Source organism: Citricoccus sp. I39-566 (genome assembly GCF_031432995.1).
GTDB lineage: Bacteria > Actinomycetota > Actinomycetes > Actinomycetales > Micrococcaceae > Citricoccus > Citricoccus nitrophenolicus_A.
On sequence record NZ_CP133843.1, the window covers coordinates 66333 to 87679 of the forward strand.

Below are 21347 nucleotides of genomic sequence, written 5' to 3' on the forward strand. Positions count from 1 at the left end.
CAGACTCCCGCAACCCGCCGTGCGTAGTAGAAGGCAATCAACCGGCATTTCGAAGAGAGGAAGTCCATGACATCGCAAACCAAACCGAACAATGGTCCAGCCACAGCCCCGAGACTGGGCCTGCTGCACGGGCACAGCATTCCGCACCTTGGGCTGGGTACCTGGCCACTCGTCGACGACGAGTGCGAACTTGCCGTACGTCGTGCCCTCCAAAGCGGTTACCGCCTCATCGACACGGCGTTCCAGTACCGCAATGAAGACGCGGTGGGACGTGGCCTTCGGACGGCCGGCATCCCGCGAGAGGAGTTGTTCATCTCCAGCAAGTTCAACAAGGAATCCCACAGCGTCGATGGTGTTCAACGAGCCTATGACCTCAGCCTCCGGACACTGGGCCTCGACTACCTGGACATGTTCATGTGCCACTGGCCCGTGCCGGCCCAAGGCCGGTACATCGAGGCCTGGAAAGGCCTGGTGAAGCTGCTAGAGGAAGGCCGTGTCAAGGCGATCGGTGTTTCGAACTTCAAGCCAAGTCACTTGCGGCATGTAATCGAGGCGACTGGCGTCGTTCCCGATGTCAACCAAATCCAGCTCAGCCCCGACCTTGCACGCCTCCAGTCACGGGCGGTCCACGAGCATCTGGGGATCCTCACCGAGGCTTGGAGCCCCATCGGCCGGGAATCCGGCCTGCGCGAGCACCCAGTTGTGGTCAGGACTGCTCAGCGCATGGCAAGGACCCCGGCCCAGATCCTGCTCCGCTGGCACGTCCAACAAGGGCTGGTCCCCATCCCCCAGGCCGCCAAACCTGAATGGCTGCAGGAGAACCTCTCGGTCTTCGACTTCTCCCTCACGGATACCGACATGGACTCAATGGCAGCACTAGACCGCGGTGAGACAGCCGCTCGCGACTCAGACTCTCCCGAGAACGGCCATTAATGCCCACGCTCGGCGCTACATCGTGCACAGACTTGACGTAGATCACACCATGCGTCATCCTCTTTATACAAGAAATGTCCTCTGCTCTGCAGATGACTCGTATGTTGTTCGACAAGGAGCTCTCCCATGGCAGACCACAGCGGCGTCCTGGAGGACGTGCGGCGGGGCATGGTTCCCGCACACATCTACAACGACAAGGAGCTCTTCGAGCTCGAGAAGGAGCGGCTCTTCAGCCGCAGCTGGTTGTTCGTCGCCCATGAATCCGAGATTCCTGAGGCCGGCGACTATGTTGTCCGCAGGGTGCTCGAAGACTCCTTCATCATTTCCCGAGACGAGAAGGGCCAGGTCCGAGCCCTGTTCAACATGTGCCTTCATCGGGGTATGCAGGTCTGCCGGGCGGAGATGGGCAATGCGTCGCACTTCCGCTGCCCTTATCACGGCTGGTCGTACCGCAACGACGGACGCATCGTCGGGTTGCCCTTCCACAAAGAGGCCTATGGAGGCGAGGAGGGATTCAAGAAGAAGGGCCAAACCTTGCTTCCCGCACCCTCTCTGGCGATGTACAACGGTTTGATCTTCATCAGCATGGACCCCGACGCCGAACCGCTCGAGGATTACTTGGGGGATTTCAAGTTCTATCTGGACTACTACACGAAGCAGAGCGCGGACGGGATTGAGCTCCGCGGGCCGCAGCGCTGGAGGGTCAAGGCGAACTGGAAGATCGGTGCGGAGAACTTCGCCGGCGACATGTACCACACGCCCCAAACCCACACGTCAGTGGTCGAGATCGGTCTCTTCCGTGAGCCCAAGGCCGAGAAGCGCAAGGACGGCACCACCTATTGGGCGGGCAACGGCGGCGGGACAACCTACAAGCTGCCCGAAGGAACCTTGGAGGACCGGCTGCGATACGTCGGTTACCCGGACGAGATGATCACCCGGATGAAGCAGGAGTGGACCCAGCAGCAATTGGACGTGGTCGGCAAGGACGGCTTTATGGTCTCAGCGGCCTCGCTGTTCCCGAACATGAGCCTCGTGCACAACTGGCCGCGCGTAGAAGAAGACTCCGACGAGGTACTTCCCTTCATCTCCCTTCGCGTGTGGCAGCCGATCAGCGAGAACGAGACAGAAGTCCTGTCCTGGTTCGCCGTCGACAAGAACGCCTCGGAAGAGTACAAGGCCCTTTCCTACAAGGCATACCTGATGTGCTTCGGCAGCGGCGGCATGTTCGAACAGGACGACGTCGAAAACTGGGTGTCCCTGACCAACACCGCAGCCGGCTCGATGGCTCGACGCTTGTTGCTGAACAGCCGGATGGGCGTGCTGGAGAACGGACAGAATGTCGTAGAGCCGCTGACCGCAGAAGAGTACTCAGGCCCTGGTTCGACGCGGGTCGGGTACAGCGAATACAACCAGCGCGAGATGTTGATCCGGTGGGCAGAGCACCTCGAACGCCCGATAGAGGCCGCAGCGCAGGTGCAGGTCGGAAGCGACCATGTCCACGCATCCCCGGCCAACGGGTCAGAACCCGTCCGCCCCGCCAGTGCCACCGCGGGAACGGTGCCTGCAGAAACCACTTCCCAGGAGGCCTAGCAATGGCTGTTGGAACATCGCACGAGCAAGAGGGCCTGACACTCTCGGAACAATCACCACTGGGCGCACACGCATCGCGTACCCAGCGCACAGGGCAAAGCCTCCCCTTTAATGACGAACTCCATTTGGAGGCACATCGCTGGCTGGTCGATGAGGCCTACCTTCTGGATGCTCAGGACTATGACGAATGGCTGTCCCGGATGGCCGAGGACGTGCACTACATCATGCCGGTTCGTGTTACCACTGCCCTCGGCGCCGGCTATACGACCTCACCTGGCATGGCTCACTGGGACGAGAACAAATACTCCCTTAGCCGTCGGGTCGCCCGATTCGATACCGAACACGCCTGGACTGAGGATCCGCCATCGCGTCTGAGGCACTACATCACCAACGTCCGAACCTTTCGCACCCCCAACCCCAATGAAATCGTCGTGGACTCCGCGGTCCTTTTGTTCCGCAGCCGTGGGGATGTCGGAGAGGCAGCCACCGTGTCCGCCGGACGCGAGGACCTCCTGCGCCGGATCGACACCGGTTGGGAGCTTGCCCGGCGAACCATCATGGTCGATGAGTCGGTCATCCGAATGCAGAACCTGGCAATCTTCCTGTGAAACTCGAATGGGAAGGCGAAGAAGAAGACCGCCTCGCCGCCATCCAGGCGACAGAGGAACGTCTCCGACTCGAAGCCCACGTCACCGGAACGCCGATCGTGATCGCCAACGAATTCTCTGAGATCCATGTCACCCGCGTTGAGACCCGCAACGGGTCCCGGTTGATGATCAAGTCCCCTCGTTCGGGCCAGTGGGTCACCTTGTGTCCTCTTGAGCTGGAGTCTCTAACCTGGCAGACCCCTGCCACATTCTCGGCCATGATCGGACACCCCTTTGGTCCGCTCGTGACAGAGGACGACTAGAAGCATCTCGACCATCAGAGCACCATCGCCGCAACCAAGGAGTGTGACCATGCCTGTAGTAAAAGCCGATCTTCAGGTCTGCCAGGGGTACGCAAACTGCGTCGTCGGGGCACCCGACTACTTCGACCTTGACGACGACGGAATCGTTGTCGTGCTCAAGGCCGAAGTGCCCGAGGCCGACCGCGCCCACGTCACCGAAGCCGCACGCAGTTGCCCGGTTTCCGCACTCGAAGTGGTGGACGAATGAGCCCCGGCACCATCATCGTCGGGTCATCCATCGGCGGTGTACGGACCGCCCAGGCCCTACGGTCGGAGGGATACGAGGGCGAGATCGTCATTGTCGGTGAGGAGACAGAGCTCCCCTACGACAAGCCTCCGCTGTCCAAATCAGTCTTGGTCGGCACGGCCGGGGAAGACTCCATTCGTCTTCTGACGGAGGAACAGGCCGAAGCCGACGGTATCCGGCTCCTCCTGGGTCACCGTGCCGTAGGCCTGGACATCGCCGAGAACCGGTTGAAACTCGACGGACACGAACCCCTGCGCTATGACCACCTCGTCATCGCCACCGGAGCGTCCCCCCGCCCATCGCCCTGGGGACAACGGAAAGGGATGCACGTTCTGCGCACCCTGGACGATGTCCGCGGACTGCGCAGCGATCTCCTCCAGGGCGGGACGCTTGCTGTGATCGGAGCCGGCTTCATCGGCGCCGAAGCGGCGGCTACGGCGCGGGCCCTCGGACTCGAGGTCACCATCATCGACCCGCTTCCGGTCCCAATGAGCCGCATCTTCAACCCGGAGATTGGCCACTGGTTCGGCGACCTGCACCGTGACAACGGTGTTACGACAATGTTTGGCCTTGGTGTTGAATCCATCGGGGGCGAGCAGGGCAGTTTTGACATCAAACTGACCAATGGTGAAAACGTCCAGGCATCCACTGTGCTGGTCGGCATCGGGGTGATTCCCAACGACGCCTGGGCCAACTCGTCCGGACTGCTGGTGGACAACGGAATTGTCCTCGATGAGTATTGCCGAGCCGTGGACGCACCTAACGTCTACGCGGTTGGAGACGTAGCGCGTTGGCGCCACCAGGGCCACGGTGAGGACATCAGGATCGAGCACTGGACCAACGCGGTCGACCAAGCCGCGTGCGTAGCCTACAACATCACCCATCCCGACATACCGCGCGCCTATATGCCCATTGAGTACGTGTGGAGCGACCAGCACGACTGGAAAATCCAAGTCGTCGGACGCGTCGGCGGCGATGTCGACAGTGTCATTCTCGGGCATCCACGCGTCGACGGCCGATTCGTTGCCCTGTACACAGCAGACGGCACGACGCTCCGCGGAGCAGCCATCGTGAACTGGCCCAAAGCCCTCCTCGCCTGCCGACTGGGCATGGCCAAGGGCACGACAGTGCAGGAGTTGCGTGACAAACTAGAGCCCCAGCTCCAACCAACAGGATCACCATGACACCGGAGAGCTCCCTGCTGCGGGCCGAGAATGCCGCGCGCGAGTCCATTGCTATTGCGTGCCGGGTCTTGGCGCACCGAGGCCTGGCCGACGGAATCCTGGGTCACATCAGTCTCCGGATCACCGACGACACATTGCTGGTGCGTTGCCGAGGCCCCCGCGAACGCGGCCTGGCGTACACGCAGGCCGAAGACATCCGCATGGTGGACCTCGACGGCAATCCCGCCGCCGAAGGAGAACTCGCCGGTGGATACGCGGTCCCCAACGAACTGCCTTTGCACACCGAACTCCTGCGTCGCCGCCCGGACATCCGAGCTGTCGTGCACGCTCACCCCCCGAGAGTGGTCGCGGCAGACCTCGCCGGACTCGCGGTACGGCCCATCGTGGGTGCCTACGACATCCCCGGCACCCACCTCGCAGCGAACGGAGTGCCCGTCTACCCCCGCGGGGTACTCATTCGGAACCGCAGGCTGGCGGAGGAAATGGCCGATGTCATGGGCGCCAAACCCGTTGTCGTACTACGTGGGCACGGCCTCACGAGTGCGGCCGCAACCGTCGAGCAGGCGGTGCTGCAAGCGATCAGCGTGGACGGCCTGGCGGGAATGGCACTGCAAGTGGCCACAGCAGGCGGCCAACTTATCGACGTGCCCGACGCCGATATGGTCGAACTCCCCGACCTGGGAGGAACATTCAACACCGACACCGCTTGGAGACACGAACTCGCACGACTGGGCAAACACTGGTGAGCACCCACGCCGCGGCCGGACCGGTAGTCGAGCCTCTCAGTACCATTAGGCTCATGACCACACCACAGGCGGTCGAGGTCTCCAGGTATGGGCCCTCTCCGCAGTACCCCATTGAATCCGTTGACAATGCTCTCCGGTTGTTGTTGCTGTTCGAAACCCGACCGAGCATCCGTCTGACCGATGCCAGCAAGTACCTTAGCGTGGCATCATCGACAGCCCATCGCCTCCTGGGCATGCTGCTCTACCGCGGCTTCGTAAGGCAGAACCCTGAAACCAAGGCATACGAACCCGGACAAGCACTCAGCTCCATCGCTTTCGCCATACGGCGGCAAGTCGACGTCGGCACCCTGGTCCGTCCCGCGATGGAGCGGCTTTTCAAAGCCACAGGAGAAACAGTGCATTTCGCCACGCTCGAGGGATCAAACACCCACTTCCTCGAAGCCGTAGAGAGTCAACGCGCCGTCCGCGTCGCCTCACGTCAAGGAGCGACGCTACCCGCCAACTGCACGGCCACGGGTAAAGCAATGCTGAGTTTGCTCACCACGGACCAACTGCACGCCCTGTACCCGGAGGCTAAGCTCCCTGGTCTCACCAAAGGCTCCATCATCTCCCGCACCGACTTGGAAAATGCGCTGCAAACGATTCGCGACATCGGCTACTCAACAAGCCGAGAAGAAAGTGAAGATGGTGTCATGTCAGTGGCCGTCGCCGTCACAAGCCCGAGCGGAAAATACTACGGCATCAACGTCTCGGTTCCAGCCCACCGCATGACTGAGCAACTCCGCACAGAACTTGGCGCCATGCTTCAGACAGCCGCCGAAGACATTCAATCCTTGCTCGTCTAGATGCAATGCTGGGTAGTTAAGCCTCGATCCACCGACCCGAGTCGGAGCTTGAGATGGATTCCGTAAGCGCTTGGTGATCTGGTTTTGGGCACGGCAACGTGGCCGGCCTCGCTGCCGGTGGTGTTCCACTGTCGTTCCTCAGGTCTCGCCGTTTACCGGCTGATGGACTGGTTCTACGCGGTTTTCGGTGGTGGGTGGATGACGGTGAAGAGCCGCTCAAAGGCATGTTGCCAGGGCCAGGACTCGGGTAGCCGGAGCCGGATCCGTCGGGCGCTGGAAGCGGCCCGAACTGGAACGCTGACGAGTTTGGCCCTGATGGTGCCGGTGCGGGCCCGAGCGAAGGCCCCGGCGGCGATGACTCCGGCGGTGCGGGTGAGGTTGTAGGCCATCACCACGCAGGGCAGCCAGGCACTGTTGGCCCAGAAGTGGCCGGAGGGTAGATAGGCCAGGGCGCTGTCATTGAGGTCGGCATTGACCTTCTCTATAATCGCATGCTGCTGGTGCGTAGCGTTGGCGGCCACGGTATCCAAGACCTCGGGGTCGGTGGTGCTGAAGAAGGCGTGGAACCGGTGGGTATCGAACAGAGTCGGCTGCCCGTCACCGTGCTTGGGGTTCAGTTCGGGGATGCGACGCACCACCAGACGCCCGGGAATGCGCTCGGCCTTCTTCCTGGATGTGAAGGCGGTGTATGGGACTTCGGCGCCCCCGGCCTTCGAAGTCCACGTTCCGGTGGTCTCGTCATAGATCGCCTGCGGGTACTTGATTCCGGTCCATGCCTTGGTGTCGATGGCGGCGATGGCCTTCTTGAAGGCTTTGTCCATCCTGACCGTGACCGAGACATCGGCACCTGTTTTCAACGCCGCGGCCACCGCAGCATGGCAGTAGAACGCTGATCATGTCGATGTCCTGGTTATGCCGATCTCGGTTCCAGATCCGTTGTGTGGGGCGGTGATCCGCCAGCTGAGGTCGGCATAACGCGGCTCTGGTGAGCGAGGCTCTTCTCACCATCTTTTGAGAGGAGCCGTTCATGAATACCTACTGGAGCAAGAAGTTCTCGGGGCCGCTAGCTGAGTATGCCGACGGGCTACGGGCGGAGTTGTCATCGCTGGACTATTCACCTTCGACGGTCACGTCACATCTGGCGCTATGGGCGCAGCTGAGCCGGTGGCTTGAAGCCCAGCAGCTGGCTCCGGCCGAGCTGACCTCGGACAAGATCGGGGAGTTCCTCGCCGAACGCCGTCAGACGCACCGCTACCTCTACACGATCAAGGCGCTGGCTCCGGGGCTGGAGTTCCTTCGCCGGATGGGAGCGGTCCCGGACGTCGAGACGATGGCCGAGGAGGAGTCCGCGGTCCAGGAGATCGAGCGACGGTTCCGCGACTACCTGCTGGCCGAGCGCGGTCTGGCGGAGATCTCCGCTACGACCTACGTGGTCCGTGCTCGACCCTTCCTGGCGGACCGTGAGCGGCGCGGCCGACTGGATTTGGAATCGTTGACCGCCGCCGATGTCAGTGACTTCGTCTCCGGTTGGCTGCCAGGCCTGTCGAAGGCACCGGCGAGGTCGACGGTGACGGCGCTGAGGTCGCTGTTGTCATTCCTTCATGCCAGCGGCGTCGTGGACAAGCCGCTGGCGCCTGTCGTGCCGACCGTGGCGTCGTGGAGACTAGCTGGGCTACCGATCGGATTGACTCCCGTCCAGGTGCATTCTCTGCTGGGCGCCTGTGATCAAGCCACCATGGTGGGGCGGCGCGACTTCGCGATCATGACCGTCTTGGCGCGGCTGGGGCTGCGAGCCGGCGAGGTTGCTGGTCTGACGTTGGATGACATCGACTGGCGGGCCGGGACGGTGACTGTCCACGGCAAGGGCAACAGCGATGAACAGCTTCCATTGCCGGTCGATGTCGGATCCGCGATATCGCGCTATCTCGAAGCCGCGCGGCCGTCTTCGGCACCGGGGCGGGCATTGTTCATCCGGGCCCGGGCGCCCTATCGGGCTCTCAACCGCAAGAGCATCAGCACCATGGTGGGCCGAGCGGCCAGTCGTGCCGGGCTGGGCACGGTGCATGCGCACCTGCTGCGTCACACCCTGGCCACCGATGCGTTGAACCAGGGGGCATCGCTGGACGAGGTCGGCCAGTTGCTGCGTCACCGCTCCAGAGCGAGCACCACCATCTACGCCAAGGTCGACCAGCATCGACTCCTCCAGCTGGCCCGACCGTGGCCTACGTCGGGAGATCAGCGATGACCCGGCTACGCGAACAGGCCGCGAACTACCTGCGGCTTCGTCGCAGCCTGGGCTACAAGCTCGTCGAGCACGAACGGTTTCTGAATCAATTCCTGGACTACCTGGAGAAGATCCAGGCCAGCACCATCACCGCAGAGAACGCGTTGGCATGGGCCAAACTGCCAGCTGGCGTGAATCCGCGCTGGCATGGGGTGCGATTGAGCGCTGTTCGTGGGTTCGCCCTCTGGGCTCAGGCATTCGACCTCGATATCCAGGTCCCGCCGGCGGGGTTACTGCCGATGCGCACCGCTCGCGCCACCCCCTACCTGTATTCCGATGAACAGATCCGCGCATTGATGAACGCCGCGGCTCGCTTGGTCCCAGCGATGAGGTCTGCGACGTTCCAGGCGCTGATCGGGCTATTGACCGTCACCGGGATGCGCGCCGGTGAAGCCATCCGGGCCGACGTGGCCGACTTCGACCTCGATACTGGTTGCCTCACCGTCAAGGGCACGAAGTTCGGCAAGACGCGCCTGGTCCCGTTGCACACCACCGTGATCGATGAGCTCCGAGGCTACTTGCAGGTGCGGTCCGCTGTTGTCCTGCCTGGCACGACGGCGTTGTTCATCTCGGTGGCCGGCGCCCGATTGACCTATGACAACGCTCACCGGGTATTCAAGAAACTCACCGTGCAGGCCGGCATCACGCCTCGCTCGAGTGCGTGTCGACCGCGGATGCATGATCTCCGGCATTCGTTCGCAGTGAACACCCTGCTCGATGCATACCGAACCGGAGATGATGTTGGCGAGCTACTTCCGTTGCTTTCCACCTACCTCGGACACACCGAGCCGGCCAACACCTACTGGTACTTGCACGCCGCTCCCGAGCTGTTGGCCCTGGCCGCTGACCGGATCGACATCCACGATGCGGAGGGTAAGAGATGACTGCCCTCGCACCGACGCTGCAGGCCTTCTTCACCGACCGACTGACCCATCAATTGGGCGCCAGCGCGCACACCATCGCCTCCTACCGCGACGCCTGGCGCCTGCTGCTTGCCTTCACCACGACGCGCACTGGCATCGCACCGACGAGGATCGACATCGCAGATCTCGACGCGCCCCTGATCGGCGAGTTCCTCAACCACCTGGAGAACGAGCGCGGCAATAGCATCCGCACCCGCAACGGTCGGCTCGCAGCGATCCACTCCACGTTCACCTTTGCCGCGTTGCGTCATCCCGAAGACGCTGCGACGATCGCCCGGGTCCTAGCCATCCCGCCCAAACGCTATAACCGGCCCCAAGTCAGCTACCTCAGCCCAGCAGAAGTCACCGCCCTGCTCGGCGCACCGGACCGCAGCACTTGGGCCGGGCGACGTGATCGCGCCTGGATCCTGCTCGCGGTCACCACAGGATTGCGAGTCTCCGAACTCACGGCGCTGACCCGCGACGACCTGAATCTCGACACCGGCGCTCACCTCGTCTGCCACGGCAAGGGCCGCAAGGACCGGACCACGCCACTGACCGCCGAGTGCCTCGCCCTGATGCGCACCTGGACGAACGAGATAACCGGTGAACCCCACACCCCGCTGTTCCCGACCCGGACCGGTCGTGCGATGAGCCGCGACGCGGTATCAGCCCGGCTGGACCTCCACATCCACAGCGCGACCGCCGCATGCCCGTCACTGGCGGCGAAGCGAGTCACCCCACACGTCCTGCGGCACACCGCGGCAATGCGCCTGCTCGAGGCCGGCGTCGACGTGATGACCATCGCTTTGTGGCTCGGACACGCCAGCACCGAGACAACACAGATCTACCTGCACGCAGACCTCGCGCTGAAGGAACGCGCCATCGAACGCACGACCCCCACCGGAACCCGACCTGGTCGCTACCAGCCCGGCGACCGACTCCTCGCCTTCCTCGAAGCGCTCTGATTATGCCGATCCCAGCTGGCCGATCACCGCCCCACACAACGGATCTGGAACCGAGATCGGCATAACCAGGACATCGACATGATCGGCCTTCTACTCGCACCGGATGGTCTCCGCCGTTCTGGGCACCGGGGCCGATGTCTCGATCACCGCCCGAATGGACCCGGCCGTCAAACGGGCCATCACCACCATCGCCGACCAGTCGTGGGAGAAGATCAAGTACACCGACGCGATCTACGACGAAGCCGCCGGAGCATGGATCTCCAAAGCCGAGGTCGCCGAGATCCCGTTCACTGCGTTCACGTCGAAGAAGAAGGCCGAACGCATCCCGGGCCGGCTGGTGGTGCGCCGCATCCCCGAGCTGAACCCGTCCAAGGACTCCGGGCAAGGCACCCTGTTCGACACCTGGCGCTTCCACGCCGTCTTCACCACCACCGACGTCGCCCTGTTGGACACGGTGGCGGCCGATAAGACCCACCGTCGGCACGCGATCATCGAGAACGTGAACGCCGATTTGAAGGCTTCCGCCCTGGCCCATCTGCCCTCCGGGGTGTTCAACGCCAACGCCGCCTGGCTGGTCTGCGCGGCCATGGCGTTCAACCTCACACGCGCCGCCGCCACCCTCACCAAAAGCGCGGACCTCGCCAGGGCCACCACGGCCACGATCCGGCGCAAACTCATCACCGTGCCAGCCCGGATCGCCACCTCGGCCCGGCGCCTGAAACTTCACCTGCCCACCGGATGGCCCTGGGAAACGGCATGGACAGCGCTCTACAACACACTCTTCGCACGGCCGACGACCGTCCCCTGACCAGCACCATCCCGTCCCGACGACCAGGAACATCAGTGGAAAAGCCGGGCAGACCGGCGACCCACGCGCGCCCAAAATCATTCAACACCGACCACGGCCAACCGATCCGAGAACGGACCCCTCACACCACCCGCCTCGGTGGATCGAGGCTTAGAGCGGGGGCGGCGGGCGCGCTCCGGGTCTCGGGCGACCGGCGCCCCACCCGGAACGGTGGTCAGCCGGGACAGCAACCGAGCGTAAGTGCTATCCGGGTCGAGGGCGCACGCCCGATCAATGGCCTTCCCGGCGGCGGACCCTTCACCCTGCATCCAGTGGGTGTGGCCGAGGGTGGCCAGCAGGTGCGCGGCGTCCTGGTCGTTCGCACCGGTGATGAGCGTGCGCAGGACCTCTTGCGCGACCTCCACGCGGTCCCAGTCCACCGGCCCCACGGGGTCCCCGATAAACACCTGCGCCCACCCCTCACCGTCTCCGGCGCTGTAGGTGTCGGCAATGAGACGGTCCCGGCTCTCGGCCAAGCACAGGGCGGCGGTCAAGGTCAGGGCCTGCGCCTCGGCGGGCTGGTGGGTCAGGACGTGGCTCCAGAGGTCGCGGACCTCAGCGATCGCGGCCGCGCGGTCCATGTGGATCAGCCGGGCCTTCTCGGCCAGCGTGTCGATCGCATCCAGCCCGGCATGCTCGGGAACTTCGGGCACGGGGGCGCGAGTCGCGCCCTGGTAGGCCAGTTCAAGACCGACGACCGATTCCCCGGCGCTCCACTCGCCGCTCAGCCCATCGCTGGTCCTGTAGTGGTCACCGTCCACGCTGACGGACTGATGCACGGGCAGGCCGTGCGCGGAGATCGCCTCAGCCAGTCCTTCCACCGCCTCAGGGTCCACGTCGTAGCCGACGAGCACGGAACCGTCGGCGATGGTGTGGGAGAAGTGCGGCATGATCGCCTCCGCCACCAGACGGGCGGGCACGTGCGCCGGGGGCGCATCCATGCGGAGCACGGCACCCAGTGCGTTGTCCTGCATGGGCAGGACTGCGATGGAGCGGCGGGCCCTGATGCCCAGAATGGCGGTGATGTAGTCGAGCAGATCGACCACGCTGGTGGCCTTGATGATTTCAGACATGACTTCCTCCATGGATAGGGGAGGGGGTCGCGGTGCCAGCCCCGCGCTTCGTCGTTCCCCCGTATTTTTTTGCCTGCTGGCGAAACGAAGTGAGCTGCCCTGGACGGAGCCGGCATCAACCCGTAGGGCGGTGGAGGAGGAAAGCTTGGGGAGGAAAGAAGCGACCGAGGCACGAGGGAGCGCCGACCCAAGGTTTTCGGGGGAACCGGCCCCGACGAAGGAGGGGCTTGTGCCGGTGGAGCCGGGGCGCATAATCCGCAGGACAGCAGGCAAAAAATCAGGTCGGCCCGCCAGGGCCGGCGTCCTGGTCCGCCGCCGTTCCGGCGGACCAGGACAGAACAGTCGGCCGCTTGCGGCCGCCCTCGGGTGGGGTTCCGAGCGAGCGAGGAACACCACCAGCCCTAAACCTGACCATCAACGCATGAAGCCGTGGGGCCTACACCGATTGGCCGTCCCGTGGCCGACAAGCCGACGAAGAGATTGGCCCAAATGCGGAGACGCCACGTTAGGGGTCAGAATCCGCCGGAGGCTTCATGGAGAAGCTTGAGCTTTCGTACTTGGCTTGCGAAACTGCGCACGAAGCAGAGTCGGAGTATCAAAAGCCGCCGGGTCCAAATCGGTCGTTTATGAACAGGAGGAGTCACCATCCGGCCCGCGACACATGCGAGCCACCGGGGTGGCTAGATCCTCACCACTTCAGCCTGGTCCACCCAACGGGCCAACAGGCTGAATGCCGCCAACTGTTCCACCCTGGCTGCCCTGGGCCTTGCGGCGGGCAACCTGGCCGTTCCGTTCCGGGATGGTGTGCGCGATCCGGCGCTGCCGCAGCTGGTCCCGCGTGGAGGGTGAGAGTAGGCCTTGCCGGTCAGCAGTCGGAACCTCCACGGCCTGCCGTCCTGGCGGTAGTCCTCCAGCAGCGGCATGAGCTGTGGGTTGTCGCCGGCCTGGCCACCGGTCAATCGGATCTGGACGCTGGCGGTGGCCTAGTCGGCCAGGGTGTGGATCTTGGTGGACAGTTCACCGCGAGAGCGACCCAGCGCGTGGTCAGCAGGCTCGGGCGGCGAATCCTTGTAGTTCGATCCTGCCCCCCCGCTAAGTGCGTCAGATGGGGCCCGACTGCTCCTGCTGGTCTTCTCGCATGCTCTCCCGCCACCTGACCCACCAGCCGGGCGCTGTCACCCCGGACAGCCAGGGGGACAGCGGCGTCGCATTGATGGCCACACCTATGGCCCAGCTGATGAGGACGGTCAGGACGAACTTGGCGCCGTCCGCCAGGATCCCCACGCCCACGAGGGTCTGCAACAGCCAGCCGTGGAACAGCACCACCACCGTGCCGGTCCGCACCAGGGCGTTGACCGGCCGGGCACCACCGTCTACCAGCCGGTTCACCACGGTGCTGAAGACCAGCACGAAGCCAGCCGCCGTCATCGCCCCCACCACGGGGGTGACCAGGAACTGGCCGAAGCCGGCGAACTTGATGTTCAGGGGTTCCACGCCCAGCGTCACGGCGAGGAACCCGGCGGCGATGAGCCCGGCCCCGATCAAGGCGCGGTTCCGCTTGATCCGGGGTTGGAGCTCGTAGCGGAACAGCTCGCCGGCCAGGACGAAGAACAGGCAGGGCAGAGCCAGGCCGAGGCCCAGGGGAGTGCGGCCGAGCAGGCTGTCCGGGAGCATGGACAGGGCCAGGCCGAGCACGGCGACCCCCCAGGCCACGAGCACCGGGAACCGTTCGAGGATGCGCCGCAGCAGGGTCACAAAGAACAGCACGGAGATGAACCAGAAGGCCCACCACGGCGGCGTCTGATCGGAACCCCCGTACCAGCCGTTGGCCATCAGCGGCCAGAACTCCTCGGGGGTGTCCCGGGTCCACGCCCAGGCAGCCAGGCTCATGATGACGGCCCAGATCAGGTACGGCACCGCCAGGTTCCGCCACCGGGCTTGGAGCTCGTAGGCGAAAGGGCGGCCGCGGGTCCAGAAGTAGCCGGTGAGGAAGAAGAACAGCGGCATCCGCCAGATCTCCAGGTACTCGCCACCGACCAGCCGGGGCCCGTAGGAGTGGCCCGCCACCACGGCGACGATGGAGACGATACGCAGAACGTCCACGCCGGTGTTCCGGCGTGGACGCTGTCTCTGCGGCGTTGCCAATGGCTTCAGTGGGTGGGGGGATACAGACCCCCCGAGGTCGGTGTCCCAGAAGAGTCCCGGGCCCGAGTGGTGCCCCGGAGTGCTCTGAGCAATCACAAGCTCTCCTCGCGTGAAGATTGTCGAGACCGGGCCGCTGGGGACGGTGGCGCGGATTTCGGCTTGTCTTCACGATAGCAAGGGCGGAGTTGGCTCCGATACGCCTGTCGCCGGCGTTGTCCCGGCTCAGCCATGCCGTCTCGGACTACATCCGCACCTGGACTCTGCTGGCCCTGCGCGCTTGAACGGTCAGCGCAGAGGAAATCATCCCGACCACGAAGACAGCACTGAACAGATAGGCGGGATCTTTCACCGCACTGGCATGTCCTGGATTTTCTCATCCGGTTCATTCTTTGACAGGAAGGCCACACGCCGAGAACAGAGGATTTTCCACTGGTTGTGGTGCGACTCGGCGGCCCATTATTGTGGTCGCCTATTGTGCTGCAGCTTTGGGCATGGCAGTCGAGTGTGCTGAGAGCGCGGCACGGCTGACCCGGACCTCAGGCTATTGCGGGGCATCGATCAATACCTCCAGCAGACGGCCGGTGGGCCCAGGGGTTGAGGCGGGGGTCAGGCGTGCTGGGCTGCGGCCGGCTCCCGTCCTCGCAGCGTGGCGGTCTCGAGCTGGATGGTTGCGTGGTCGAAAGAGACCGGGAAGTGCTCCCGGAGACAGCTCTGGATCGTTTCCAGGATCTGCGGGGCGTGTCCGGATTCGAAGCACTGGTCATCGACGACGACGTGAGCGGTGATGACTGGTTGGCCGGTGCCGATCATCGAGGCGTGCAGATCGTGGACCTCACGGACGTGGTCCAGTTCCAGGATGTGGGTCCGGACCTCGTCGAGGTCCACGCCTTTGGGGGTGAACTCCATCAGCACCCGCACCGTCTCGCGTAGCAGGAGGAAGGCGCGGGGGACGATCAGGGCGGCGATGAACAGCGCGGCGATGGTGTCGGCCTGTTGGAATCCGGTGGTGTTGATGACGATGGCCGCGATGATCACGCCCAGGGAGCCGAGTGCGTCGTTGAGGACCTCCAGGAACGCGGCGCGCATGTTGAAGTTCACACCCCGGTGGGTTGCCAGCACCGCGATGGCGGCGATGTTGGCGACCAGCCCAACGATGCCGAAGACCAGCAGTTCGGTGCCGGGCACCTGCTGGGGTTCGAAGAGCCGGCGGATGCCTTCGACGGCAGCGTAGGTGCCAACCACGAGCAGCAGAGCTGCCTGACCGAGGGCGGCGACGATCTCGATCCGGGCGAATCCCCATGTCCGGCTGCTGTTCGGTGGGCGCAACATCATGGTTGCGGCGATGACCGCCACCAGCAGTCCGGAGGCGTCGCCCACCGCATGGGCGGTGTCGGTCAGCAGCGCCAGGCTGCCGGTGACCACGCTGCCGACCGCCTGCGCCACCACGATGACTGCGGTCATTCCGAAGGCGATCAGCAGCCTCCGGCGCATTCCTCGGTCGGCCTGCTGCGGCACCTGGCCGTGGCTGTGGTTGTGTCCGGCTCCCATCAGCCCTCCTCGGCGGTCAGCTTGTCGTGGTTGTGGTGGTCGCGCAGCGACAGCGCCACACCCGAGGCGCTGAGCAGCCCGTCGGCGACCGTCATGAGTGCGGCCAACCGTGACGGGTCGGCCAGGCGGAACCACGAGGACCGCCCCTCGGCGCGCACCGTGACCAATCCGCAGTCCCGTAGACAGGCCAGGTGCTTGCTCACCGTGGACTGCGCCACGTGCATGTGGTCCACGAGGTCGCGCACCCGGTGCTCACCGGCAGCCAGGTGCTCCAGCAGTGCCAGACGGGTCGGCTCGGCGAGAGCGTGGAACAACGCGGCGTAGGCACCTCGATCATCGAATCCCTCGGACTCGACCTGCAGAGGATATATCGTCATGCGACGATAATAGCACTTTCCAGCGTTTTAGGATGGGGCGCATCACCTTGGTAGGCCAACCGGGTCACGGGAGGCTGGTGCTTCTGCGGGGAGGATCACGAGCACCATCCTGTGCAGGGAGGGATGCTAATGCGGCATGCTCAGGGAGTCGCCTTAAGAGGTCGAGATGGGTGCGCTTTCATGGCGTGGGGCCCGATACAGGATCAGTGCGGTCAGCAGTAAAGCCATCGGGGCGAATCCAGCCACCAGCACCGAGATTCCAGCTAGTCGCTGGTCCAGGGTGACCGGTGGACCCCACGTGCGTGCCATGTTGACGAACCAGTCGGGCTCCAACACCGGGAAGACTCCTGCGGCCAGCACGATGGCCCAGAGCAACAGCGCACCGGCCAGGATCGTCGCGGTGCGGATCCGTGCGGTTCGCGGTATCGGTCGCCCGTTGCAGGGTGCGATCACCGAGGTCATGAAGCAGAATCCCAGGGCGAGGAAGTACAGGTTCGCGACTTGATGGACGATCCAGTATTCCAACACCAGGCGGAAGAGTGGGGTGTAATAGACCAGCCCGAGCGAGGCAGCCAGCACGACCGCATTAAGGGCCGGGTAGGACAGCGCCGGGCGTACGACGTCCACCCATTCGCGGGCGCCCCGGCTGCCGTCGGTGCGACGGGCGACCGTGCGGGCCATCAGCTGCAGGGGCGCACCGAGGACCAGTAGCAGCGGGACGACAACGGCGAGGGCCAGCAGCATGAGGGAGTGGGCGCTGAAGAGGACCATGCCATAGATGGTTGGTGCCGAGCAGGTGACGTAGAGCAGCACGGCTAGACCGGCCATCCAACTGGCGGTCCGTTGCCACGGCCAGACCTCGGCCTTGCGCACGCCCAGGAGGTAGACGGCGACGGCGGTGAGGACGAAGGCCACCCAGAGCCAGTCCCAGCGCCACTCGGTGAGCCACCGGTCCCAGCTCAACTCGGGCGGCAGCAGGTAGCCGGTGAGGACCTCGGCCGGGGTAATCGCCGGTTCGATCTCCTGGGGCACCGGTGGTGCGGTCCGGCCCAGGGCCGCGGTCACGCCGATGATGCTGGCCATGATGCCCAACTCGACGATGACCAGCCGCCAGGCCGTCCGGCCGGCCGAGACGGTCCCGAGCCGTCCGATGGCCCATCGGCGGTGGGCTAGGCCGATGGCTCCCAGCAGCAGGGTCGCTGCGGCTTTGATCAGAATCAGTTGGCCATACCGGGTGAACAGCCCCTCCCAGTCCCCCAAGCGCATCACGGAGTTGATCACTCCGGAGGCCAGCACGAGGAAGAACGCCACACCTGCCAGCGTCGAGAAGCGTCCCAACACAGTCCTGGCCAGCAGGACACCACCGGAGGTGTTGTCCCCGGCCTGGGAACCGGTCAATGCCGGGACCACGACCACCAGGGCGGCAACGCCACCCACCCAGACCAGGACGCCGAGCCAGTGCACAACTAGGGCGCCGACGCCGGCAAAGTGGTCATCGCTGCCGGCTGCATGCCCGACCAGGGAGATCGGGATGGCCGTGGATAGAGCGAGAACGGTGGTGGCGACCAAGGCGACCGGAGACCGAGCCAGAAAGGTCAGGGTACAGACGATGAAGGCAATCGCTAGGACGGTGGCCCAAGCCTGGCCGACGAGCAGGTCGGTGCCGAAGTAGACCAGCTCGCGGGCGAACGCCTCGCTGCCGGACACCGGCTGCCCGGAGAGATTGGCATAGGTCAGCACGAAGACGGCCACCGCAGAAAACACCCAGACAATCGAGACGGCCGAGGCAGTGGCCGTGGCGCGGGTGAAGGCTGGGTGGGGATCCTGCCCCGGTTGTCGGTCCCCGGCAGCGCCTGCTGCCCGGTCACGCCAGGGCGGCAGGAGGGCGACCGCGAAGAGCAAGCAGCCGGCCACCACTGCGACCGCGAGATGATGGACGGTCAGAGCGATCGGCAGGGCCCACCGGGCGAAGGCGCCCGGGTCCAGGGTCTCGCGTTCGGCGACGGCCCCGGAGAACGCGGCGCTGGCGGCGACGCTTGCCACGGCGAGGAGAAAGGCCACCACCAGCCAGGCCCGTCCCGGCCGGCGCTGCTGGGCTGCAGGTTCCGGGACGTCAGTGCGCTGGCCCATGGGCCCCCCGGTCGGTGTGTCGGTAGTCATTCACTGGACCCCCGGGCCGTCCGTTCGGCTTCGACGGGCCAGGACGGTCACGACGACGACCGCCAGAGCGAGAAGCAGCACGCCCAGCGCAATGACGAAGCCGATCGGGAAGCCCGGCCCGGCCTCCTCGGAGGCCGGCGCCTCCGTGTCGGTCGTCGGGGCCGGGGTTGGTTCGGGTGTGGTGGCGGCAGTCTGTGACTGGCTCGAGGCCGGCGTGCTGGCGGCTGGGGAAGTGCCGGCGGCGGCCTGGGCCGCGGTGAAGCCGAACGTGCCTTCGATCGGGTGGGAGTCCGAGGACACCACACGCCAGGTCACGGTGTACTCCCCGGCCGGGGTGTCGGGCTGGAGTGCCTGAGAAGCCGTATTGCCGGCGATCTCCACCTCCCCGGCAGCCCAGTTCTCGCCCTGGTCGTCCTCGACCCGGATCTGTGAGCCCAACGAGAGCGGGGTATCGGTGAAGACGATATCGATGGCCTCCGGGACCGCCTCCAGGCTCTGCCCGTCTTCCGGGTTCGTTCCCGTCACGGCATCATGAGCCGAGGCCGGGGAAAGGGGCGCCAGCAGGGCCAGCATCAGCACTGCCAGGAAGGCCAGGATGGGGCCAAGAGGCCGCACGGCCTGTCGTCGCAACAACTTCTACCTCCTGTAGAAAACGCCCTCAGCGTACCAACAGGTGGCGTCGGGGGCGGGGCACTATGACCGAACACGAGTTGAAGGGCGGGCCGGCGGATGGTCCAGGCCGGAGAAGGGCTTTACCGCGACGGGCCGGGAGGTGTTCCGGCGGCGAGCTGTTCGAGGTAGGCGTTGTACGCCTCCAGGTCCGGGCTGCCGTTGAGGTCGGCCTCGGCATCGGCACGGCGGGCCTGGCGGGTGTCCGAGCGAAACCACTGATGGAGGATGAACACCAGGATCAACACGGTCGGCAACTCCCCGTAAGCCCAGGCCAGCCCACCGGCCACCTGCTGGTCAGCCACCGGGTCGAGATCCCAGCTGGGCGGCGGCGTGGCGAAGAACTCCACAATCGGAGTCGTCGCCATCATCAGGACCACCCCGAAGAAGGCGTGCAGCGGCATTTCAAAGGCCACATCCAACATGCGCCCACCAAAGCCCTGCTTGACCGGCAACGGGTCGCTGGCGAGCAACGGCACGGTGAACAGCACTCCTGAGGCCAGGAACACCAGTTCCAGCCCCATGTGGCCGTACCACGTGGGCAGCAGCCGGTCGTCCAGGCCACTGAGGTAGATCCCGTAGTACGTGATCAGGAACAGCGGGATGGTGAACCCCGGATGCAGGACGACCCGCGCCCACCGGGACCGCAGGCCCGCATGGGCCAGCTGCAACACCATCCGGCCCAGCCCACGGTGGGGTGTGGCCCGCAGCAACAGGGTACCCGGGCTGCCGAACACCAACAGCGGTGGGATGGCCAGCATCAAAGTCAGTTGCTGGAAGATGAACACCGAAAACATCTTCAAGCCGTAGCCCTCGACTCCGGCGCCCATGGTCACCGCGATGGCCGCGCACCCCAGCAGGAAGCACAGCGCCCTCCACACCGGCCACCGCCGCCTGGCGCTCCAGAGGCGGATTGTCCCGGTCAGATACAACACACCCAACACCACGGCGATGGCGGGGATCAGCGGGATCGGCTGCAATGTGGGAGCGAGGAAGTTCTCCAGGCTGGGGGGCTCCGTCGGGATCCAGACCGGTCCGTCCATGCTGGCCTCATCCATGGTTGCAAAGAGCCTTGGCTGTCATCGGACCAGTCTTCCACGCCCGGGAGCGGGACCCCGTAATCCGGGTTCCGCCTAGATGGACGCAGGTCCTCGAAGAACTGCGGATGCCGCCGGGCTGACCCAGATCGCCTTGGCTTCCTCCGGGGCCAGGACCAACGGGGCTTGGTCGTTGCCCGGGATGCTGAGGGTCAGGCCACCGGCCTCACGCTCACCCACCCGCACCGTTTGGCCGGGCCGCAGGCCGTGGCCGCTGAAGCGATTCAGGCGGGCGGGATCGGCATCCGAGACCCGCGCGATGCGGTAGATGTCGGGGGCGGCGTCGGCCAGGCGGATGGCGTGGGCCGGTCGGTGGGTGTGGCCCTCCACGGTCGGGATGGGGTCTCCGTGCGGGTCACGGGCGGGGTGGCCAAGCAGGGCGTCGATGCGTTCGATGAGCGTTTGGGAGGCGGCGTGCTCGAGCCGATCGGCCTCGTCGTGGACCTGGTCCCAGGAGTAACCCAGGGTGATGACCAGGAAAGTCTCGAGTAGCCGGTGGCGGCGGACCATGGCCACGGCGTAGTCCCGTCCGGCCGCAGTGAGGTTGACCGGTTTGTACGGGCGGTACTCCACCAGCCCCTGGGCGGCCAGGCGTTTGACGGTGTCGGCGACGTTCGGGGCCGTGGTGCCGAGGCGGGCGGCCAGGGCGGTGGTGGTGATGGGAGGGTCTCCCCATTCGGTGGCCGACCAGATGACCTTGAGGTAGTCCTGGGCCACCGGGGTGAGCTCGCTCGGATCCATACCGGCCACGCTACCCAACCCCGGGCTCTCAACCCTGCCGGT

Annotated in this window: 19 protein-coding genes and 3 pseudogenes; 12 read left to right on the forward strand and 10 right to left on the reverse strand. The window is 65.0% G+C overall.

The window, feature by feature from the left end; translation table 11 throughout:
* Positions 1-66 precede the first annotated feature (66 nt).
* From RE421_RS16260 to RE421_RS16295, 8 genes are all read left to right on the forward strand, one after another.
* On the forward strand, positions 67-933 hold the full coding sequence (locus RE421_RS16260) for an aldo/keto reductase (RefSeq protein WP_309817600.1): 867 nt from the start codon (positions 67-69) through the stop codon (positions 931-933).
* 126 nt (positions 934-1059) lie between these two features.
* Positions 1060-2523 (forward strand): Rieske 2Fe-2S domain-containing protein, encoded by a 1464-nt coding sequence (locus tag RE421_RS16265; protein WP_309817603.1) that lies wholly within the window; start codon positions 1060-1062, stop codon positions 2521-2523.
* 2 nt (positions 2524-2525) lie between these two features.
* Complete coding sequence (locus tag RE421_RS16270; protein WP_309817606.1) at positions 2526-3131, forward strand: 3-phenylpropionate/cinnamic acid dioxygenase subunit beta; 606 nt, start codon at positions 2526-2528, stop codon at positions 3129-3131.
* Positions 3128-3433 (forward strand): hypothetical protein, encoded by a 306-nt coding sequence (locus RE421_RS16275; RefSeq protein ID WP_309817610.1) that lies wholly within the window; start codon positions 3128-3130, stop codon positions 3431-3433. Before RE421_RS16270 ends, RE421_RS16275 begins: the two co-directional genes overlap by 4 nt.
* Positions 3434-3482: 49 nt before the next feature.
* Complete coding sequence (locus RE421_RS16280) at positions 3483-3680, forward strand: ferredoxin (RefSeq protein ID WP_309817865.1); 198 nt, start codon at positions 3483-3485, stop codon at positions 3678-3680.
* On the forward strand, positions 3677-4903 hold the full coding sequence (locus RE421_RS16285; RefSeq protein ID WP_309817615.1) for an FAD/NAD(P)-binding oxidoreductase: 1227 nt from the start codon (positions 3677-3679) through the stop codon (positions 4901-4903). The genes RE421_RS16280 and RE421_RS16285 overlap by 4 nt, the downstream gene beginning before the upstream one ends.
* Positions 4900-5649: a class II aldolase/adducin family protein gene (locus tag RE421_RS16290; RefSeq protein ID WP_309817623.1), complete on the forward strand. Its 750-nt coding sequence runs from the start codon at positions 4900-4902 to the stop codon at positions 5647-5649. The genes RE421_RS16285 and RE421_RS16290 overlap by 4 nt, the downstream gene beginning before the upstream one ends.
* A gap of 53 nt (positions 5650-5702) precedes the next feature.
* Entirely contained in the window at positions 5703-6494 is a 792-nt protein-coding gene (locus RE421_RS16295; protein WP_309817626.1) for an IclR family transcriptional regulator, read from the forward strand.
* A 173-nt stretch (positions 6495-6667) separates the two neighbouring features.
* On the opposite strand, the pseudogene RE421_RS16300 reads toward RE421_RS16295, so the two are convergent.
* Positions 6668-7387, reverse strand: a pseudogene (locus RE421_RS16300) (transposase); the annotation flags it as partial.
* 134 nt (positions 7388-7521) lie between these two features.
* Between RE421_RS16300 and RE421_RS16305 the strand changes: the two are divergent.
* From RE421_RS16305 to RE421_RS16320, 4 genes and pseudogenes are all read left to right on the forward strand, one after another.
* Positions 7522-8739: a site-specific integrase gene (locus tag RE421_RS16305; protein ID WP_309817630.1), complete on the forward strand. Its 1218-nt coding sequence runs from the start codon at positions 7522-7524 to the stop codon at positions 8737-8739.
* Positions 8736-9662: a tyrosine-type recombinase/integrase gene (locus RE421_RS16310; RefSeq protein WP_309817633.1), complete on the forward strand. Its 927-nt coding sequence runs from the start codon at positions 8736-8738 to the stop codon at positions 9660-9662. The genes RE421_RS16305 and RE421_RS16310 overlap by 4 nt, the downstream gene beginning before the upstream one ends.
* Complete coding sequence (locus tag RE421_RS16315; protein WP_309817638.1) at positions 9659-10648, forward strand: tyrosine-type recombinase/integrase; 990 nt, start codon at positions 9659-9661, stop codon at positions 10646-10648. The genes RE421_RS16310 and RE421_RS16315 overlap by 4 nt, the downstream gene beginning before the upstream one ends.
* An 82-nt stretch (positions 10649-10730) precedes the next feature.
* Positions 10731-11456 (forward strand): annotated as a pseudogene (locus RE421_RS16320) (transposase); the annotation flags it as partial.
* A gap of 77 nt (positions 11457-11533) precedes the next feature.
* On the opposite strand, the gene RE421_RS16325 reads toward RE421_RS16320, so the two are convergent.
* The 9 genes and pseudogenes from RE421_RS16325 to RE421_RS16365 form a co-directional block, all read right to left on the reverse strand.
* Complete coding sequence (locus RE421_RS16325; protein ID WP_309817641.1) at positions 11534-12568, reverse strand: DUF4192 family protein; 1035 nt, start codon at positions 12566-12568, stop codon at positions 11534-11536.
* 744 nt (positions 12569-13312) lie between these two features.
* Positions 13313-13656, reverse strand: a pseudogene (locus RE421_RS16330) (IS5/IS1182 family transposase); the annotation flags it as partial.
* 13 nt (positions 13657-13669) lie between these two features.
* Positions 13670-14671, reverse strand: coding sequence for an acyltransferase (locus tag RE421_RS16335; RefSeq protein ID WP_309817645.1), 1002 nt, complete (start codon positions 14669-14671; stop codon positions 13670-13672).
* Positions 14672-15319: 648 nt separating this feature from the next.
* Positions 15320-16261, reverse strand: a complete 942-nt coding sequence (locus tag RE421_RS16340) for a cation diffusion facilitator family transporter (RefSeq protein ID WP_309817648.1) — start codon at positions 16259-16261, stop codon at positions 15320-15322.
* Positions 16261-16638 (reverse strand): metalloregulator ArsR/SmtB family transcription factor, encoded by a 378-nt coding sequence (locus RE421_RS16345; protein ID WP_309817650.1) that lies wholly within the window; start codon positions 16636-16638, stop codon positions 16261-16263. Before RE421_RS16345 ends, RE421_RS16340 begins: the two co-directional genes overlap by 1 nt.
* A gap of 153 nt (positions 16639-16791) precedes the next feature.
* Positions 16792-18798, reverse strand: coding sequence for a cytochrome c oxidase assembly protein (locus RE421_RS16350; protein WP_309817654.1), 2007 nt, complete (start codon positions 18796-18798; stop codon positions 16792-16794).
* On the reverse strand, positions 18799-19431 hold the full coding sequence (locus RE421_RS16355) for a copper resistance protein CopC (RefSeq protein WP_309817657.1): 633 nt from the start codon (positions 19429-19431) through the stop codon (positions 18799-18801).
* Between the two features lie 119 nt (positions 19432-19550).
* Positions 19551-20525, reverse strand: coding sequence for a cytochrome c oxidase assembly protein (locus tag RE421_RS16360; protein WP_309817660.1), 975 nt, complete (start codon positions 20523-20525; stop codon positions 19551-19553).
* 75 nt (positions 20526-20600) lie between these two features.
* On the reverse strand, positions 20601-21305 hold the full coding sequence (locus tag RE421_RS16365) for a metal-dependent transcriptional regulator (protein WP_309817662.1): 705 nt from the start codon (positions 21303-21305) through the stop codon (positions 20601-20603).
* Between the last annotated feature and the right edge of the window lie 42 nt (positions 21306-21347).

Coding starts and splice junctions, on each gene's coding strand:
- RE421_RS16260 (WP_309817600.1), top strand. CDS start 67: ATGACATCGCAAACCAAACCGAACAATGGTCCAGCCACAGCCCCGAGA.
- RE421_RS16265 (WP_309817603.1), top strand. CDS start 1,060: ATGGCAGACCACAGCGGCGTCCTGGAGGACGTGCGGCGGGGCATGGTT.
- RE421_RS16270 (WP_309817606.1), top strand. CDS start 2,526: ATGGCTGTTGGAACATCGCACGAGCAAGAGGGCCTGACACTCTCGGAA.
- RE421_RS16280 (WP_309817865.1), top strand. CDS start 3,483: ATGCCTGTAGTAAAAGCCGATCTTCAGGTCTGCCAGGGGTACGCAAAC.
- RE421_RS16285 (WP_309817615.1), top strand. CDS start 3,677: ATGAGCCCCGGCACCATCATCGTCGGGTCATCCATCGGCGGTGTACGG.
- RE421_RS16290 (WP_309817623.1), top strand. CDS start 4,900: ATGACACCGGAGAGCTCCCTGCTGCGGGCCGAGAATGCCGCGCGCGAG.
- RE421_RS16295 (WP_309817626.1), top strand. CDS start 5,703: ATGACCACACCACAGGCGGTCGAGGTCTCCAGGTATGGGCCCTCTCCG.
- RE421_RS16305 (WP_309817630.1), top strand. CDS start 7,522: ATGAATACCTACTGGAGCAAGAAGTTCTCGGGGCCGCTAGCTGAGTAT.
- RE421_RS16310 (WP_309817633.1), top strand. CDS start 8,736: ATGACCCGGCTACGCGAACAGGCCGCGAACTACCTGCGGCTTCGTCGC.
- RE421_RS16315 (WP_309817638.1), top strand. CDS start 9,659: ATGACTGCCCTCGCACCGACGCTGCAGGCCTTCTTCACCGACCGACTG.
- RE421_RS16325 (WP_309817641.1), bottom strand. CDS start 12,568: ATGTCTGAAATCATCAAGGCCACCAGCGTGGTCGATCTGCTCGACTAC.
- RE421_RS16340 (WP_309817648.1), bottom strand. CDS start 16,261: ATGGGAGCCGGACACAACCACAGCCACGGCCAGGTGCCGCAGCAGGCC.
- RE421_RS16345 (WP_309817650.1), bottom strand. CDS start 16,638: ATGACGATATATCCTCTGCAGGTCGAGTCCGAGGGATTCGATGATCGA.
- RE421_RS16350 (WP_309817654.1), bottom strand. CDS start 18,798: ATGACTACCGACACACCGACCGGGGGGCCCATGGGCCAGCGCACTGAC.
- RE421_RS16360 (WP_309817660.1), bottom strand. CDS start 20,525: ATGGATGAGGCCAGCATGGACGGACCGGTCTGGATCCCGACGGAGCCC.
- RE421_RS16365 (WP_309817662.1), bottom strand. CDS start 21,305: ATGGATCCGAGCGAGCTCACCCCGGTGGCCCAGGACTACCTCAAGGTC.